18 protein-coding genes and 1 other annotated feature are annotated in these 14,242 nt (G+C 47.0%); of the genes, 3 read left to right on the top strand and 15 right to left on the bottom strand.

Annotated features, from left to right (window positions below):
* Window positions 1–16: 16 nt before the first annotated feature.
* Window positions 17–664 (top strand): pyroglutamyl-peptidase I, encoded by a 648-nt coding sequence (pcp, locus tag MKX38_RS01565; RefSeq protein WP_339188386.1) that lies wholly within the window; start codon window positions 17–19, stop codon window positions 662–664.
* Here pcp and tatC read toward each other — a convergent pair.
* The 6 genes from tatC to cwlJ form a co-directional block, all read right to left on the bottom strand.
* A complete protein-coding gene (tatC, locus tag MKX38_RS01560; RefSeq protein ID WP_339188384.1) occupies window positions 661–1,389 on the bottom strand; it encodes a twin-arginine translocase subunit TatC in 729 nt (242 codons plus the stop codon). The genes pcp and tatC overlap by 4 nt on opposite strands.
* A gap of 60 nt (window positions 1,390–1,449) precedes the next feature.
* Window positions 1,450–1,662, bottom strand: a complete 213-nt coding sequence (gene tatAD / locus MKX38_RS01555; protein ID WP_003223835.1) for a sec-independent protein translocase protein TatAD — start codon at window positions 1,660–1,662, stop codon at window positions 1,450–1,452.
* Between the two features lie 12 nt (window positions 1,663–1,674).
* Window positions 1,675–3,426: an alkaline phosphatase PhoD gene (gene phoD / locus MKX38_RS01550; RefSeq protein WP_038427315.1), complete on the bottom strand. Its 1,752-nt coding sequence runs from the start codon at window positions 3,424–3,426 to the stop codon at window positions 1,675–1,677.
* Window positions 3,427–3,444: 18 nt separating this feature from the next.
* Window positions 3,445–3,621 carry a hypothetical protein gene (locus tag MKX38_RS01545; protein WP_003246278.1) on the bottom strand — a complete coding sequence of 59 codons (177 nt, stop codon included), beginning with the start codon at window positions 3,619–3,621 and terminating at the stop codon, window positions 3,445–3,447.
* An 81-nt stretch (window positions 3,622–3,702) separates the two neighbouring features.
* Complete coding sequence (locus tag MKX38_RS01540) at window positions 3,703–4,434, bottom strand: VWA domain-containing protein (RefSeq protein WP_003246379.1); 732 nt, start codon at window positions 4,432–4,434, stop codon at window positions 3,703–3,705.
* 105 nt (window positions 4,435–4,539) lie between these two features.
* The gene (gene cwlJ, locus MKX38_RS01535) at window positions 4,540–4,968 is read right to left on the bottom strand and encodes a cell wall hydrolase CwlJ (RefSeq protein ID WP_003246500.1); all 429 of its coding nucleotides are present in this window, start codon (window positions 4,966–4,968) and stop codon (window positions 4,540–4,542) included.
* A gap of 313 nt (window positions 4,969–5,281) precedes the next feature.
* On the opposite strand from cwlJ, the gene MKX38_RS01530 reads away from it, so the two are divergent.
* Together MKX38_RS01530 and MKX38_RS01525 are read left to right on the top strand one after the other, a co-directional pair.
* Window positions 5,282–5,668: a YndM family protein gene (locus MKX38_RS01530; RefSeq protein ID WP_014478718.1), complete on the top strand. Its 387-nt coding sequence runs from the start codon at window positions 5,282–5,284 to the stop codon at window positions 5,666–5,668.
* Window positions 5,628–5,762, top strand: a complete 135-nt coding sequence (locus MKX38_RS01525; RefSeq protein ID WP_119122840.1) for a hypothetical protein — start codon at window positions 5,628–5,630, stop codon at window positions 5,760–5,762. Before MKX38_RS01530 ends, MKX38_RS01525 begins: the two co-directional genes overlap by 41 nt.
* On the opposite strand, the gene MKX38_RS01520 is transcribed toward MKX38_RS01525, so the two are convergent.
* From MKX38_RS01520 to MKX38_RS01480, 9 genes are all read right to left on the bottom strand, one after another.
* Window positions 5,723–6,409, bottom strand: a complete 687-nt coding sequence (locus tag MKX38_RS01520; protein WP_080121049.1) for an ABC transporter permease — start codon at window positions 6,407–6,409, stop codon at window positions 5,723–5,725. The genes MKX38_RS01525 and MKX38_RS01520 overlap by 40 nt on opposite strands.
* An 18-nt stretch (window positions 6,410–6,427) precedes the next feature.
* Window positions 6,428–7,351: an ABC transporter ATP-binding protein gene (locus tag MKX38_RS01515; RefSeq protein WP_076458364.1), complete on the bottom strand. Its 924-nt coding sequence runs from the start codon at window positions 7,349–7,351 to the stop codon at window positions 6,428–6,430.
* A 91-nt stretch (window positions 7,352–7,442) separates the two neighbouring features.
* The gene (ycbM, locus tag MKX38_RS01510; RefSeq protein ID WP_015252907.1) at window positions 7,443–8,378 is read right to left on the bottom strand and encodes a two-component system sensor histidine kinase YcbM; all 936 of its coding nucleotides are present in this window, start codon (window positions 8,376–8,378) and stop codon (window positions 7,443–7,445) included.
* Window position 8,379: 1 nt separating this feature from the next.
* Entirely contained in the window at window positions 8,380–9,060 is a 681-nt protein-coding gene (gene ycbL / locus MKX38_RS01505) for a two-component system response regulator YcbL (RefSeq protein WP_076458515.1), read from the bottom strand.
* Between the two features lie 96 nt (window positions 9,061–9,156).
* Entirely contained in the window at window positions 9,157–10,095 is a 939-nt protein-coding gene (locus MKX38_RS01500) for an EamA family transporter (protein ID WP_003246325.1), read from the bottom strand.
* 20 nt (window positions 10,096–10,115) lie between these two features.
* On the bottom strand, window positions 10,116–10,277 hold the full coding sequence (gene rtpA, locus MKX38_RS01495) for an anti-TRAP regulator (RefSeq protein ID WP_003234807.1): 162 nt from the start codon (window positions 10,275–10,277) through the stop codon (window positions 10,116–10,118).
* Between the two features lie 97 nt (window positions 10,278–10,374).
* Window positions 10,375–10,622: a binding site (T-box leader), on the bottom strand.
* 56 nt (window positions 10,623–10,678) lie between these two features.
* Window positions 10,679–11,599, bottom strand: coding sequence for a macrolide 2'-phosphotransferase MphK (mphK, locus tag MKX38_RS01490; protein WP_015252911.1), 921 nt, complete (start codon window positions 11,597–11,599; stop codon window positions 10,679–10,681).
* Window positions 11,600–11,877: 278 nt separating this feature from the next.
* A complete protein-coding gene (gene garD / locus MKX38_RS01485) occupies window positions 11,878–13,410 on the bottom strand; it encodes a galactarate dehydratase (protein WP_014478709.1) in 1,533 nt (510 codons plus the stop codon).
* A gap of 90 nt (window positions 13,411–13,500) precedes the next feature.
* On the bottom strand, window positions 13,501–14,202 hold the full coding sequence (locus tag MKX38_RS01480) for a FadR/GntR family transcriptional regulator (RefSeq protein ID WP_003246338.1): 702 nt from the start codon (window positions 14,200–14,202) through the stop codon (window positions 13,501–13,503).
* Window positions 14,203–14,242 lie beyond the last annotated feature (40 nt).

The following is a 14,242-nucleotide window of genomic DNA, read 5'->3' as shown; positions in this document are numbered from 1 at the left end:
AAAAGGAGATGGGAGAATGAGAAAAAAAGTGCTGATCACTGGCTTTGACCCTTTTGACAAAGAAACCGTCAATCCATCATGGGAAGCGGCGAAACGGCTTAATGGCTTCGAGACGGAAGAAGCCATTATTACAGCGGAACAAATTCCTACTGTCTTTAGATCCGCTCTGGACACTCTGCGCCAAGCCATTCAAACACATCAGCCGGATATCGTGATTTGTGTCGGCCAAGCAGGAGGACGGATGCAGATTACACCGGAACGGGTGGCGATCAACCTTGCAGATGCGCGAATCCCCGATAACGAAGGACATCAGCCGATTGATGAAGAGATTTCTCCAGATGGGCCCGCCGCTTACTGGACAGGGCTTCCCGTGAAACGAATGACTGCTAAGATGAAGGAACACGGCATTCCAGCTTCGGTTTCCTACACAGCGGGGACCTTTGTATGCAACTATTTGTTCTACGGGTTAATGGATCACATTAGCCGGACATCCCCGCACATTCGCGGCGGTTTTATTCATATTCCTTACATTCCGCAGCAAACAATCGACAAAACAGCGCCGAGCCTCAGCCTGGACACGATTGTCCGGGCATTGAGAATCGCCGCTGTTACGGCCGCACAATATGATGAGGATGTGAAGTCACCGGGCGGTACGCTGCACTAAGCGGCCGCCGCTGTTTCTTCCCTCAGCCTCTTTTTGTAGACAAACGCCGATAGGGTGACACTCACTTCAAACAGGACAAGAAGCGGGATCATCACGAGAAAATCAGAAATAAAATCAGGCGGTGTAATCAATATGGACACGACAATCAGCAGAAAATAGGAAAGCTTTCTCGCTTTGGCCAGTCTGTAAGGATTTAAGATGCCCAGCCTTGTTAAAAACATCACCACCAAGGGCATCTCAAACAAGAAGCCGAACGGCAGGCTCAAATTCACCATAAACCTAAAGTAGCGGTCAGCCGTAAACATCGTTTCAAAGTGGCCGGAGGATAAATGAGTCAAAAAGCTGAGCACGATCGGAAACAAGACAAAGTATCCGAAGGAGATGCCCGCCAAAAACAACGCAAATAAACCTGGTATGTACATGAGCGTCACCTTGCGCTCCGTTTTAGTCAGCGCCGGTGCAACGAAACGCCACAGCTGGTACGCGGCAACAGGGATAGAAGCCGCAATGGCACAAATGCCGGAAAGCATCATATACACCCAGAGGATTTCACTCGGCCCAAGCACAGCCAGCTTTCCATCCAAATCCCTGATTAGCCAGTCATAAATGTCCTGTACGAACAAAAAAGCCGTGATGAGAAATAGAAAAAATGCCGCGAGGGTGAAGATAATCCGGCGGCGAAGCTCTTCTAAATGCCCGATCAGATGGGTTTCTTTTTTATCCATTCAAAAAAGCCCTCCCTTTCATAAAAAAAGAGGCAGACCCGGTGTCTGCCTCATCAGCATTCAGCCCGCGTTTTTGTCCTGCTTTACCGCTGTCAGCTCAGCTGATTTCTCTTCTTTTTCATCACCAGACACAAGTGATTTTGTGGCGCTTTTAAATTCCAGCAGTGTCCGTCCGGCGGCACGCCCGATTTCCGGCAGCTTGGAAGGGCCAAAAATAATGAGGGCGATGACGAAGATCAGAATCAAGCCCGGTATTCCAATGTTTGAAAACATAATTTCCACTCCTTAATTCGTGATTTTTGCCCGCTTCTTAATCATTTGTTTTTCGTGGGCTTTGTTGTGCGCAAAGAAACGATCCTCTTCGACCTCATCGGATTGCTTCACCCCGCCTTGGATTGTTGTGGATGATACCTTTCTCAACCCAGTTTGGTCTTTCTGGTAAACGAATGAAGCCCGCGTGGAAATGGCTGCGCCCGGCTCGGTCACAAACGGCATCACCCGATAATCGGCTTTCCACTGGTGAGGCGTCACTGTACAGCGGACATATCCGCGATAGTCGTTAAAGAACTTGATGTGCGGATTTTCTTTTAAAATTTGGTCCGTATCCGCCCGCTTATCGGCGCCGTTTCCTCCGGATGTGATCGAGGTTCCGACAAATTCGGCTCCGAATATTTTTGAACTTGTCTTCTCGAAATCGACATGCAAATTCGATGCCCAGCTTGCGTGTACATCACCTGTCAGTACGACAACATTATTCAGATTTTTGCTTTTAATGAAATTGATCACCCGTTCGCGCTGAGCCGGGTAGCCGTCCCACGAATCCATGCTGTAGATCGGGCTTGCGCTTGTCCCGAAATTCCACTTGGCAAAGAAAATCTGCTGCGCCAGCACATTCCAGTGGGCAGTCGAGCTGCCCAAATTGTTGAAGAGCCACTGCTCCTGTTCTTTTCCAAGCAGGGTCCGATTCGGATTGCGCGATTCATCAGAAGGCGGCTTATTGCCGTCGTTATTGGCTTGGTCGTCCCTGTACTGGCGGGTATCAAGCACATTGAAGGACGCCAGGTTTCCGTACGTAAAGTGCCGGTACAGCTGCATATCTGGGCCATTCGGCAAAGAGGAAATGCGGAGCGGCATATGTTCATAGTATGCCTGGTATGCTGCCGCGCGGCGGAGCACGAATGCTTCAACCGACTGTCCTTTTTCAGGTATTTTATTGGCATAGTTGTTTTCAACTTCATGGTCATCCCAAGTTACAACCCAAGGGAATGCCGCATGTGCAGCTTTAAGATTGGCGTCAGAACGGTATTGAGCGTGACGGTTCCGATAGTCTTGCAGCGTAATGATTTCAGCGCTGTTGTGCGTGCGGACATTGCCTGTTTTTGATACATATTCATTTGGCCCGTATTCATATATGTAATCACCGAGATGGAAGACAAGATCAAGCTTTTCCTTTGCCATATGCTTGTAGGCCGTATAATATCCGTGCTCATATTGCTGGCAGGAAGCAAATGCAAAGGTCATTTGCGACACATTGGCGCCAGGGGCAGGCAGTGTTTTTGTTTTTCCGACAGGGCTTAGTTCATGGCCGGTTTTGAAACGGTAATAGTACACTTTGTTTGGCTCAAGCCCGTCCGCTTCCACATGAACGGAATGGGCAAGACTTGGTTTAGCCATTTCAGTGCCTTTTCTTACGATTTTGCGGAAATGCTCATCCTTTGCGACCTCCCATTTGACAGGCACTGCTTGCTTCGGCATTCCCCCGCCATTCAGCGGATCTGGTGCCAGACGTGTCCAAAGCACGACACTGTCAGAAAGCGGATCACCTGACGCTACCCCTAATGTAAACGGATAGCTTGAGAATTTAGGCGCAGCATTTACTTCAAAGGCCCCAACCGACTGGGCAATCGTTAATCCAAGAGAAAGTCCTGCAATCTTCCCCGCTCCTTGAATAAATTTGCGGCGGTCAAACGTATTGTTTTGAAAGCTTTCCTCTTTCAGTTTCTGTACCCATTCATCAAAACGACTGTCGTATGCCATTCAAGATCCCCTCTCTCCTCATTGATCGTCTCCATTATAGGAAATCATTGTTAAACGACTGTGAAGAAGTGTGAACTGATTGTAAGCGCTGAACATTAAAAACAGGTCTTCCCTCACAAGCCTGCTGCTGAAACATGCCGAAAGCTGGCTGAATGACGCGTTTTCTGCATATCCTGTCGTTTGCAAACCGCCCATTCGGCCTATTTTTCTTCACATGATCTTAAAAAAACAAAAACACCGAGCCATTTCGCAGAATGACTTAGTGCTCTTTATCAGTTATTTCGAAAACAATCTGCTGAAAAAGCCCTTCTTTTTCGGCTTTTCAGCAGGAGGCTCTTGTTCTCTTACAATCCCTTTTTCCTTCGCTTCTTTCAGCCAAAATGGAAATTCAGCAAGCAGAGCATCATAAAGCTCATCATCAGAAATGCGGTCAATCTCTTCGATATGCAGGAAGTTCGTGTTATCAATGACACGCCCTTCTAACGTATCCAGTTTATTGAGAAAATCAAAGTTTCCGTTTCCGATGCCGACAAACTGCCAGAACACCGGTTTATCAGAAGAAGCTTCAATTATCGGTTTGATTGACTTTTTACAGCCCCCGTCATTGATAAAAACAATGAAAGCAGGATACGAGCTCGGTTCCTCCGTAACATATTTGCGCAGCACGTCCTTCATGACTGGCGGCTCATCATTTCTGCCGAATTTATGCAAGCGGTCATTATTTAAAATTTCACGATCGACATAGCCCGAAAAATCCTTTTCTGAAACTGGCTTTAATCGGGAAAATTCATTATCATACACCCATACATCCAGCAAACCGTTATCATCAAACTGATCAGCCACTGCCAAAATCCGCTCCACCACATTTTGAACCGTCCCGTTTTTGTAGAGCGGTCTCATCGATCCCGTAATATCAAGAACCAGTCCAACACGAGCCGTCACCTTCGTTAACTGCTTTTTCTCCAGTACGATCTTTACACTTTTCTTTTGCAGGTCAATTGTTGCCATTCTGTCATCTCCGTCAGCTCTTTTTTCTTTGATTATCTCACAGGAATATTTTGCATTGCATCTTTTCAAAGAAAAACACCGTTCAATTTGAACGGTGTCCTGTCTCTAAAATGTGTTATATACATTTTCACACGTCTCCGCCGTCGGCTGATAAAAGCAGTGTGACTTAAATCTGGCCACAAACGGCTGGTTATACCACTGGGCTGGACAGTCCCCCTGCGGCCTGAAGTACCATAAACTAAATTTTGCAGGCCAGCGCCTTTCACCATTAATCGACCGGCGTGCAAGGGCACGCTCGCTATCTCGCGCCCTTTGATAAAAATATCCATGAGTCACAGCCTCAAACGCGTGTGGCTGATAAATCATCTGCCTGATGGTGCGGAGGCCTTTAAAATCTGAGCAATTCGCCCGCAGCCGATTAATTCCAACGTTGCCGACAAGCAGCATCCCCTGCTTGCCTTCGCCTTCCGCTTCCGCTCTGAGCAGCCTTGCCATCAAATCGACATCCGCACTCGTTGCTCTCACGACCGCCATCACGTCACCTCCCCTTGATCTCTTTTCATCATATTTCATTACTTCAGAAGTGATGACGGAGGGACAGGAGAAGTTTTTAAATTTATTCATCTAAAAACAGCAAACATAATGGGCTGTTGGGCATCAAAGCAGCGTCCGGTGCAGTACAAGCTTCACGTTTCCGCTGTCGAAGCGCCGCAGCCTCAATTCCTGGATTCACATCATTGACCCCTCCCCAGCAGATTTGCACCCGCCTCCGAAAAGAAATAAGGTTTAACTTTTTACATTTGAGGAATTATACATAACAAATCAAATGACAAAAGGAGGAATTGTAATGACACATGTGAAAGCGCTCGCGATTAAAGGTATTATGACGATTATTGTGTTGTATCTGGTGCTTGGTCTGGGCTTTGGGTTCACGTTTGGTGATACGCTGCTAATGACGATTGTGTTAGGGGTTATTTCTTATTTGCTGGGCGATCTTTATGTATTGCCGAGATGGAATAATATGATTGCAACTTTGGCTGATTTTGGCTTGGCCTTTCTTGTGATCTGGCTGATGGGCATGCCGCTTTCCCTGGGGATGACTGGCGGTGAAGTTGCGTTGGCGGCTTTATTCGGCGCGATCGTCATGGCAATCGGTGAATATTGCTTCCATTTCTATATGATGAGCAAAGAGATTGGCAAGAAGCATTATCTTGAAACAAGAACAGACTCATAATGGAAAGGCCGGTGCTGACAGCATCGGCCTTTTATACATATTGGGCGCCTTTGTTTACGCATCCTGCTTGTCCGCATTCCTGATCGCCATGTAGGAAAAGAACAATCCGAATGCCGCTAACGATAACGGGATATACACAACAGATGAAATCGAGAAGCCCGGACTTGTTGAGCTGATGAGCATCACAATTACTACAGATGAAATGATGGTCGCCGGAACCGAGTGTCTACGCATCCCAAAAAAGATGGGAACTAAACTGGTTCCAGCGGCGCCAAAAGCGAAAACCGCCATTTTGACCGCCTGTTGAGAAATGATCTCGGAAGTAAGCTCTCCCGGTATGAAATGGTAGATCGAGTTCAGCCAAAAGAAACCGGCGGCTATGAGTATATTTGAAAGTAAAATCGTGATAAACGTCAGTCCGCCCGCGATCATGAGCTTAGCGGTGAGCAGCTTTTTACGGCTGATCGGGTACGTGAACATCACAAGAATGGTTTTGTTTTTATATTCCGAAATCACCAATTTTACGATCAGCACAGCGCCAAATACGATAAATACCGCTCTGACGAAGGTGCCGATGATGAGGAATGCTTCATCCGTACTTTGGAACGAAACCCCGCCATCGGCTTTTTCGGAATAACTGATCAGCCACATAAAACCCATAATGATCACGTTGGCAATGAGGGCACCTCTGATATACCAGCCCATTTTCATTTTTCTTAATTCGATTCTGATCAAATTCATCAACGTGTCTCTCCTCCTTTACGCACTGATGCTATTGCCGTTGATCAATTTGATAAAATAATCCTCCAGCGACGTATACTTTTTGTTCATTGATTCAATGTCTACATCATTTAAAATCAATGCTTTGGATATGGCAGCCTGAGAGGCTTCAGCCTCGTAAATTCGAATCGTTTTCTCATTTAATATTTTAAAGTTGGTTAATTGCAGCTCTTTCTCCAGCACAAAGCAGGCCCTTGTCTGATTCGGCGTGACAAGCTCGATGTATTCAGTGTTCTGGCCCCTGACATCCTCCATTGATACCTCTTCAAGCAGCCTGCCGTCCCGAATGACGCCGATTGTGTCCGCGATTTGTTCGATTTCACCCAGCAGGTGGCTTGAGATCAGCAGCGTCATACCGTACTCTTTGCTCAGCACTTGAAACAATTGCCTGATCTTTTTAATGCCGAGAGGGTCAAGACCATTCACCGGCTCATCCAGAATAAGCAGGTCCGGCTTCGTGAGGATGGCACGCGCAATTCCAAGGCGCTGCTTCATCCCGAGGGAAAAGGTTTTGACGGGTTTTTTATCGATTTGTTTTAAATTCACCATATCCAGCACTTCTTGTATGGCTTTTTTATTGTGGTATCCCATATATTCACAATGCAGATCTAAATTTTCTTCAGCTGTCAGGTTTTCATAAAAAATCGGATATTCAATCATGCTGCCGATGTTCCCCAGCACCTCATATGACGTGTGGGTGAACTTGTTCCCAAGGATGATGATTTCACCGCTTGTCGGTTTGACAAGGCTCGTCAGCATTTTCATGATGGTTGTTTTCCCCGCGCCGTTCGGGCCGAGAAAGCCGTAGATTTCACCTTTTTTAATATGCATGCTGACATTGGATACGACCTCTATGCCCTGATACGTTTTGGTCAGCCCGTTTGTTTGTACGATATAAGTCAACTTTGTTTCTCCTTCCCTCTCTTTTCCTGTTTTCTATTGTAGCGGCGAGCCCTGTCATTTTTATTTCTCAAACCTTAAGAAATTCTTACGATTAATATGTCATACGTTTCAAGGTGATCGTAAATGCAGTCCGTTCGTACGGCTTGCTTTGGACGGATATGGTGCCTCCCATTTTTTCTGTAAGCCGTTTCGTGATGGTTAAACCGAGACCGCTTCCTTGAAATGCTTTATTTCTGGATTCTTCAAGTGTGTACAGCCTCTCAAACACCCGCTGCTGATCGGTTTCACTAATCCCTTTTCCGCGATCCCATACGGTGATGGCGATGTTCCTCTCATCATAAGACAGCGTCAGTCCGATTAACTTGCCGGCCGCGCCATATTGAATCGCATTGGACAATAGGTTTTGCAGGATTCTGTCCAGAGCCTCTTCATTCGCCTGCGCATACACCGGCGTATCCGGTATATCGATGGCTGCTTGAAAGCCTTTTGACTGAACAACGTCATAATAGTGCAGGATATTTCGTTTGCATATGTCGTTCATATGTACTTTGGTGATCGGGATCTCTTTATCTTCAGATTCTAATTTCGCTAAATCAAAAAAGGAATTGATCATCTGAATAAGTTCATTTGTTTTCTGGCGGAGCTTCCCCAACAATCTTTCCCGCTCTTCTTCCGGCATGTTCGGGTCACTTTGAATGGCTTCGATATAACCGAGAATGACCGTTAACGGCGTTTTCAGGTCGTGCGACATATTGGTCAGCATCCGCTTCATGGATTGCTCTGTTTTGGCAAATTGGGCGCTGATCTGCTGACGATTCTCAACGAAAAGATTAATGTTAACAAGCAAGTCTTTGAGCGCATGATCGTCTGTAGGAAGCAAAATTTGTCCTGCCGAATCCCGGCTGAGCATGTAGCTAAGCTGGTCAGCCGTGTAAGCCAGATTCCCGTCCCGCTTCTTTTTCATTATGAATTGAATCACATTCAGACACGCCAGCGCGATGACAGCGGCCACCCATAGCACTGTCATTCTAAAACTCTCCTAATTTATAACCGATGCCCCATAACGTTTTAATATATTGAGGGGAGGAGGGGTCATCCTCAATCTTTTCTCTGAGCCGCCGCATATGTACGTTAATGATGTTCTGATCATCAAAGTACTCTTCATTCCAGACGGAACGGTAGATTTGTTCTTTCGTAAACACTTTTTTAGGATTTGATGCAAATAAGCACAGCAGCTGCCATTCTGTTGACGTCAGCTGGAGCGGCTCTCCGTTTTTCAAAACGGAAACATTGTCTATATCTATCGCAAGCTGGTGAATCCGGATCACCTTATTCACAGCCGGCTCCTCTGCCGAATATTGCGTCGCCCGCCGTATCGCGGCTTTTACTCTGGCTGTCAGCTCAATCATCGAAAACGGTTTGGCGATATAATCATCCGCCCCAAAGCCCAGTCCCAATGCCTTGTCCACATCTCCGTCTTTTGCCGAAATCATTAAGACCGGAACGTTGCTTTTTTCCCGGATGATTTTCAGAAAATCCATGCCGTTCAGCTTCGGGAGCATGATATCAAGGAGGACCAAATCGTATGAACCCTGCTGAAACAGCCGGATGCCCTCTTCTCCGTCGAAAGCATGCACAATTCCAAAGCCTTCTTTTGTTAAATAATGATCCACCATTTCACTGATTGAGTGGTCGTCTTCTACAAGCAATATGCGCTGCATCTTCTCACCTAACCTTTACAAAATCAAAAAACACACACGTAATTACACTTATTGTAATTGAAAAACGTGTGTGTTTTATATAAATTATTCTTTTTTTCCTGTTTTCAGCTTCCTGTATTCCATGCCCGTAATGACAAAAAATACGCCACCGCATCCAATGACTTGAATGAGCCCGAGCCGTTCACCGAGAAATAAAGCTCCATAGAAAATCGTCAGGATAGGCCCTGCCATTGAAATGGCGGCGGCTCGCTGTGCCCCGATTCGTTTTATGCCCTCAAGCATTAGCACAAATGGAATCACTGTGGTAACGACTGCAATTACTGCGAACAAACCATACATAGAAAGCGGATATGCTGCCATTGGCGTATTCATGCCAGCCGCCGATTTTATCCCTGTGTAAAGCATCATGGCAGCTCCAGCAGCTGTCATCCCGTATGCATTGAGACGGATCCCTCCGATTTGATGGACGAGATGCCCGGAAAGGACAAGATAACCAGCATAGACGGCCGAAGATAACAAAATGAATACAGCTCCAATCATATTCGCCTGGAAAAGCTCAGCATTCCAGCCGCCCAGCGCCAAGAAAAGCCCAAACATGACCGCCAGAACTGCGAAAAGGTCCTGAATTGAGGACATTTTCCGGTCACGACACGCGGTGAATCCAAACACAAACAACGGATAGCTCATCAGCAATATACGTTCAACCATTGCGGATACATGGTTCAGCCCGATAAAATCAAGCAAGGGAGACAGAAAAAAACAAAACACTCCCGCGCCACAAGCCTTCCATAGGTCTCCTTTTTTCTTACCGTCTGGCATTGGAGGACGGTATATTAAAAAAATCAGCCAAAACAGCGGAACAGCCAGCAGCTGCCTGTATAGCAGCACGGCATCTGGCTCAGCACCCATTTGGTATGCCCATTTTATCCAAATCGATTTAGACGCAAAACAAACTGTTCCGATCAGCAAAAAAATCGTACCTGCTGCGGCCTCACGAATCTTACTCTGCTCTTCTGCTCTCATCTCAGCTCAGCTTTTCTCCTTTACTTATTCAAATGCTTTTGGATAAAATCGAGAAGCGTATATCCTTGAGCAGTCAGAATAACACCTTTTCCGCTGCAGGCCGGGCAAGGTGTTCCTTCGATTTCTCCCGCTCTTTCACATTTAGGACATGCGACCTCAAGATCATCAGTTGCAATGACCATTTGATATCCTCCTTTCTAACTCATCTGCTATGCCACCACCAGCCATCGTCCATTGGCCGTCACCTCCTTTAAGAAACACAAAAAACCCCCGTCCTATGCAAAGGACGAGGGTCTCGCGGTACCACCTTTATTAACAGCTATACAGCCGTTCACTCTAAGTACAGAAAACCTATGTTTCGATACTCCTCTCTTGGTAACGGGGAGAGAAACCCGGCATCGCCTACTATCCGTTCAGCAAAGCAATTCAGAAGCCCATTCGGCATCAGGGGAGGATCGGTTCACACCTGCCACCGACTCTCTGAACCTCCATTCTGATGCGTACTTGCTCTTCCTCACGATTGTTAATCCGTTCTATTATTTGTAGAGTTTATAATACTCGGTTCATGAAACGAAGTCAATTCTTAATCCGATGTTACACCAAGTGCTTCCAGCGCCATATTGATGTGTTCCTCCTGCTGTGTTTGCAGAGCTAGCTTGGCGATTTCCACCGGATACGCCGCCTGCATCTCTGAGATGTGTTCCTGCATTTTTGCCCATATTCGGCCGCCTGCTTGATCATAGTATTCAAGCAAACGGGCAGTTTCTTTTTCTCCGAAAATGGTTTGATAAAGAACAAAATCCTTGGCTGGGTCAGCAACCTTCGCTTCTGTCCAATCCAGAAGTCCTGTGACACGTCCATTTTGATCGATAAGGATATGCGGCGGGTGGAGATCGCCGTGTATCAAAGAAGAGAAACCCGGCCAGTATGCATCATCATCTACCCATTTTTGCCATCTTTCCCAAAGCGTCGTAGATACGCCAAGCTTATTCTTCACATCAACCATAGAGTCTGCTGTCATTTGCCTGAAATCTTCTGGCCTTATCACTTCTATTCCGGATTGCCCAGCAGATATTTGATCCGTGCCATGTAATTCAGCCAGTATGCCAGCAAGTGTACGGACAAAATCGTCTGATGGCGGCTGATGATTCATATTCCAAACATATTGCTTTTGTTCCAAATCAATTCCAGCAGCCGGCGTTCCTTTTAACATTGGGTAAGCGATCAATTCCGGTGTATGAATTCTCCAATCCGGCACATCAGCAGTCAGATTCGCGCGGAGAAAGGCAAGCGTTATGCCTTCTGCAGATGCTCTTTCCACAACATCACTTCGCCGCGGTTTTCGCAGCACCCATGGCATACCTGTGTCGTCCTTGGCAAATACAACTTGAAAGTCCATTCCGGTTTCATTCAATTGCGCGTTCTCAGAATGAACCGTCAAACCTTGGCTGCGTGCAAGCCCGACAATCTCCGTGATCATCTGTTTTTCGGTAAGGTTTGTCATCCCATTTCCCCTTTCTCATGCTCCGCCCTGAAGGAGAGAGAGGGGATGTTTGGAGGCAGAAAAAAGAAGGCAGGCATCGCCACCCTCTTTTTTAATAACCATATAAGGGCTCATACATAGGCGGATTCATCCCGATTCTCCCGCATTCAGGCGAGAGTTGCTCACTATTGAATTCGTGTCACTCGGAATCTAATGAATGCCATGCTGTAACCCCTCCGTTTCCTATACGTTAATTGTATTTTACATCATATTCCATCTAATCGCTATAAAAAAATGAATCAAGTCACTGGAGCAGGATTGAACAAGCACAAATCATTATGAAGGCCCCAACGGTCAGCCCACGTTTGTTTGCGGCCGCTTGCCACATCCAAAATCGTCCTGAAGATTTCCCAGCCTACGTCTTCAATACTGGCCTCTCCTGTCGCGATTCGGCCGGCATTGATATCGATTAAATCAGCCCAATGCTCTGATAAGGAATGCCGCGTCGATACTTTCAGCACCGGCGCAGCAGCCAGGCCGTATGGTGTTCCCCTTCCTGTCGTAAACACCTGCAGATTCATGCCCGCAGCCAGCTGCAGGGTACCGCACACAAAATCGCTTGCCGGTGTCGCCGCGAACAGCAGGCCTTTTTGCTCTGCTCTTTCACCAGGGCCGAGCACGCCGGAGATGGGGCTTGTGCCTGATTTCGCTACCGAGCCTAACGCTTTTTCCACCACATTGGATAATCCGCCTTTTTTATTGCCTGGTGACGGGTTTGCGCTACGGTCTGCGTCTCCCCGCCGAAGATAGCTGTCATACCACTTCATCTCTTTGATCAGCGATTGTCCGACCTCTTCACTGACAGCCCGCGGCGTTAATAAATGAATGGCATCCCGCACCTCTGTCACTTCAGAAAACAAAACCGTTGCACCTGCGCGAACCAATAAATCAGCCGCATACCCCACGGCAGGGTTCGCCGTCACGCCGGAAAACGCATCACTGCCGCCGCATTGCAGGCCGATTACCAGATCCGAAACAGGGCATGACACCCGGGTTCTGCTGTTCAGCCTGATTAACCGTTCCTCCGCCATTTCCAAAATGGATTGGATCATCGCCGCAAAACCTCGGTGATCCTGGAGCGATAGAATGTCATCATCATTTTCGGAGGCAATTCTTTCCGGGAGGAGCTTTTCACATCCCAATCCGATGACCATTACTTCTCCGCCGAAGTTCGGATGCTTCGCAAGATTTTGAATCGTGCGGATCGGAATGACAGCGTCGGGCGCATTGATCGCCACGCCGCATCCGTATTGATGATGCAGCGGCACAACGTCATCGACATTTGGGTATTTCGGCAGCAGCTCTTCTTTTATTCGTTTGACTGCATAATCCAAAACGCCAACAACACATTGAACACTTGTCGTGATGCCGAGGATATTTTTTGTCCCCGCACTGCCATCCGCATTACGGTATCCTTCAAAAGTGTAGCCTTCAAGAGGCGGCCGCGGCTGCGGCACCCTGTTTGCGAGAGGAAGATCGTCTAACGCCGGAGGAGCGGGCATTCTCACGAGGGCTTCCCGTATCCAGCTCCCGCGTTTGATCGTCTCATCAGCAAATCCGATCACCTCTCCGTAACGCACGATCTCATCCCCTTGATTGAGATCGGTGAGGGCCACCTTATGGCCTTGAGGAACATCCTCTTCAAGTACGAGCCCGCATGAGAAAACAGTGCCCTTTGGCAGTCCTCCATCATTTACAATAATCGCGGTGTTATCTATTTCATGCACTTTGATGTAAAGGGGGGCTTGGTTCTTCCTGAGGTTCATCGCCATATGAAAATCACTCCTCATATTTTAGTAAGCGTTTTCTAAATTGGTTTAAAAAAACCGCAGCTCTTACGTTTCAACTGCGGTTGCTCACCATTATTTTTCATCCATTCCTTTTAGAATTTTGTCACGGACAAATTTCAGATGCTCATACATGTGGTAATGTGCTTTGTACGGATCTCTTTTGGCAAGGGCGTCGTAGATTTTTTTGTGATATTCGACCGTTACATCTCTCTCCCTGTACGGAATTTGGCTGTCAATTTTCGCATGGGTGATCAGCAGGGACTGAATCATCCCTTCAACGACGGGGTTATTGGCGCTTAACGCAATAATTCGATGGAACTCTTTATCCGCTTCACCATAATGATTGTCAGTGCTGTTGGCAATATCGTCGATCGTCTTCTGCAAACGCTGAAGCTCTTCCTCATTGATTTTTTCCGCTGCAATTGTCACGAGTCCGAGTTCTAGCGCCATCCGCGCTTCAATGATAGCCGGAAGATTATCAGTGGCCAAAGCAAGCATGACGGAAAACGGCTGCATGCCGATTTTATCGTTGAAATATGTGCCCCCTCGTGTTTTTCTCGTAATGACGCCCAGCGTTTCAAGTGAACTGAGTGCCTCCCGAAGCACCGGCCTGCTGACATGCAAAATGTCCATCAGTTCCATTTCTGTCGGCAATTTGTCTCCGGCCCTCAACTGTCCGCTCGATAATAAATGGACAATCCGTTCGATGACCTGCTTGGCTAATGTTTTCCGATTGACTGTATCGACTTTCAAATCCTCTAAACCTTCGTACACGAACAACTCTCCTTTCAGTTGTTCAATTGTAAGACAAAAT

The sequence above is a fragment of the Bacillus sp. FSL M8-0025 genome, assembly GCF_037975475.1.
GTDB lineage: Bacteria > Bacillota > Bacilli > Bacillales > Bacillaceae > Bacillus > Bacillus subtilis.
This window is presented reverse-complemented; position numbering and strand designations above follow the sequence as displayed.

What these genes read in the sequence shown, in the direction of transcription:
- pcp (WP_339188386.1), top strand. Translation starts at nt 17, where the DNA reads ATGAGAAAAAAAGTGCTGATCACTGGCTTTGACCCTTTTGACAAAGAA.
- tatC (WP_339188384.1), bottom strand. Translation starts at nt 1,389, where the DNA reads ATGGATAAAAAAGAAACCCATCTGATCGGGCATTTAGAAGAGCTTCGC.
- tatAD (WP_003223835.1), bottom strand. Translation starts at nt 1,662, where the DNA reads ATGTTTTCAAACATTGGAATACCGGGCTTGATTCTGATCTTCGTCATC.
- phoD (WP_038427315.1), bottom strand. Translation starts at nt 3,426, where the DNA reads ATGGCATACGACAGTCGTTTTGATGAATGGGTACAGAAACTGAAAGAG.
- MKX38_RS01545 (WP_003246278.1), bottom strand. Translation starts at nt 3,621, where the DNA reads ATGGGCGGTTTGCAAACGACAGGATATGCAGAAAACGCGTCATTCAGC.
- MKX38_RS01540 (WP_003246379.1), bottom strand. Translation starts at nt 4,434, where the DNA reads ATGGCAACAATTGACCTGCAAAAGAAAAGTGTAAAGATCGTACTGGAG.
- cwlJ (WP_003246500.1), bottom strand. Translation starts at nt 4,968, where the DNA reads ATGGCGGTCGTGAGAGCAACGAGTGCGGATGTCGATTTGATGGCAAGG.
- MKX38_RS01530 (WP_014478718.1), top strand. Translation starts at nt 5,282, where the DNA reads ATGACACATGTGAAAGCGCTCGCGATTAAAGGTATTATGACGATTATT.
- MKX38_RS01520 (WP_080121049.1), bottom strand. Translation starts at nt 6,409, where the DNA reads ATGAATTTGATCAGAATCGAATTAAGAAAAATGAAAATGGGCTGGTAT.
- ycbM (WP_015252907.1), bottom strand. Translation starts at nt 8,378, where the DNA reads ATGACAGTGCTATGGGTGGCCGCTGTCATCGCGCTGGCGTGTCTGAAT.
- MKX38_RS01500 (WP_003246325.1), bottom strand. Translation starts at nt 10,095, where the DNA reads ATGAGAGCAGAAGAGCAGAGTAAGATTCGTGAGGCCGCAGCAGGTACG.
- rtpA (WP_003234807.1), bottom strand. Translation starts at nt 10,277, where the DNA reads ATGGTCATTGCAACTGATGATCTTGAGGTCGCATGTCCTAAATGTGAA.
- mphK (WP_015252911.1), bottom strand. Translation starts at nt 11,599, where the DNA reads ATGACAAACCTTACCGAAAAACAGATGATCACGGAGATTGTCGGGCTT.
- garD (WP_014478709.1), bottom strand. Translation starts at nt 13,410, where the DNA reads ATGGCGATGAACCTCAGGAAGAACCAAGCCCCCCTTTACATCAAAGTG.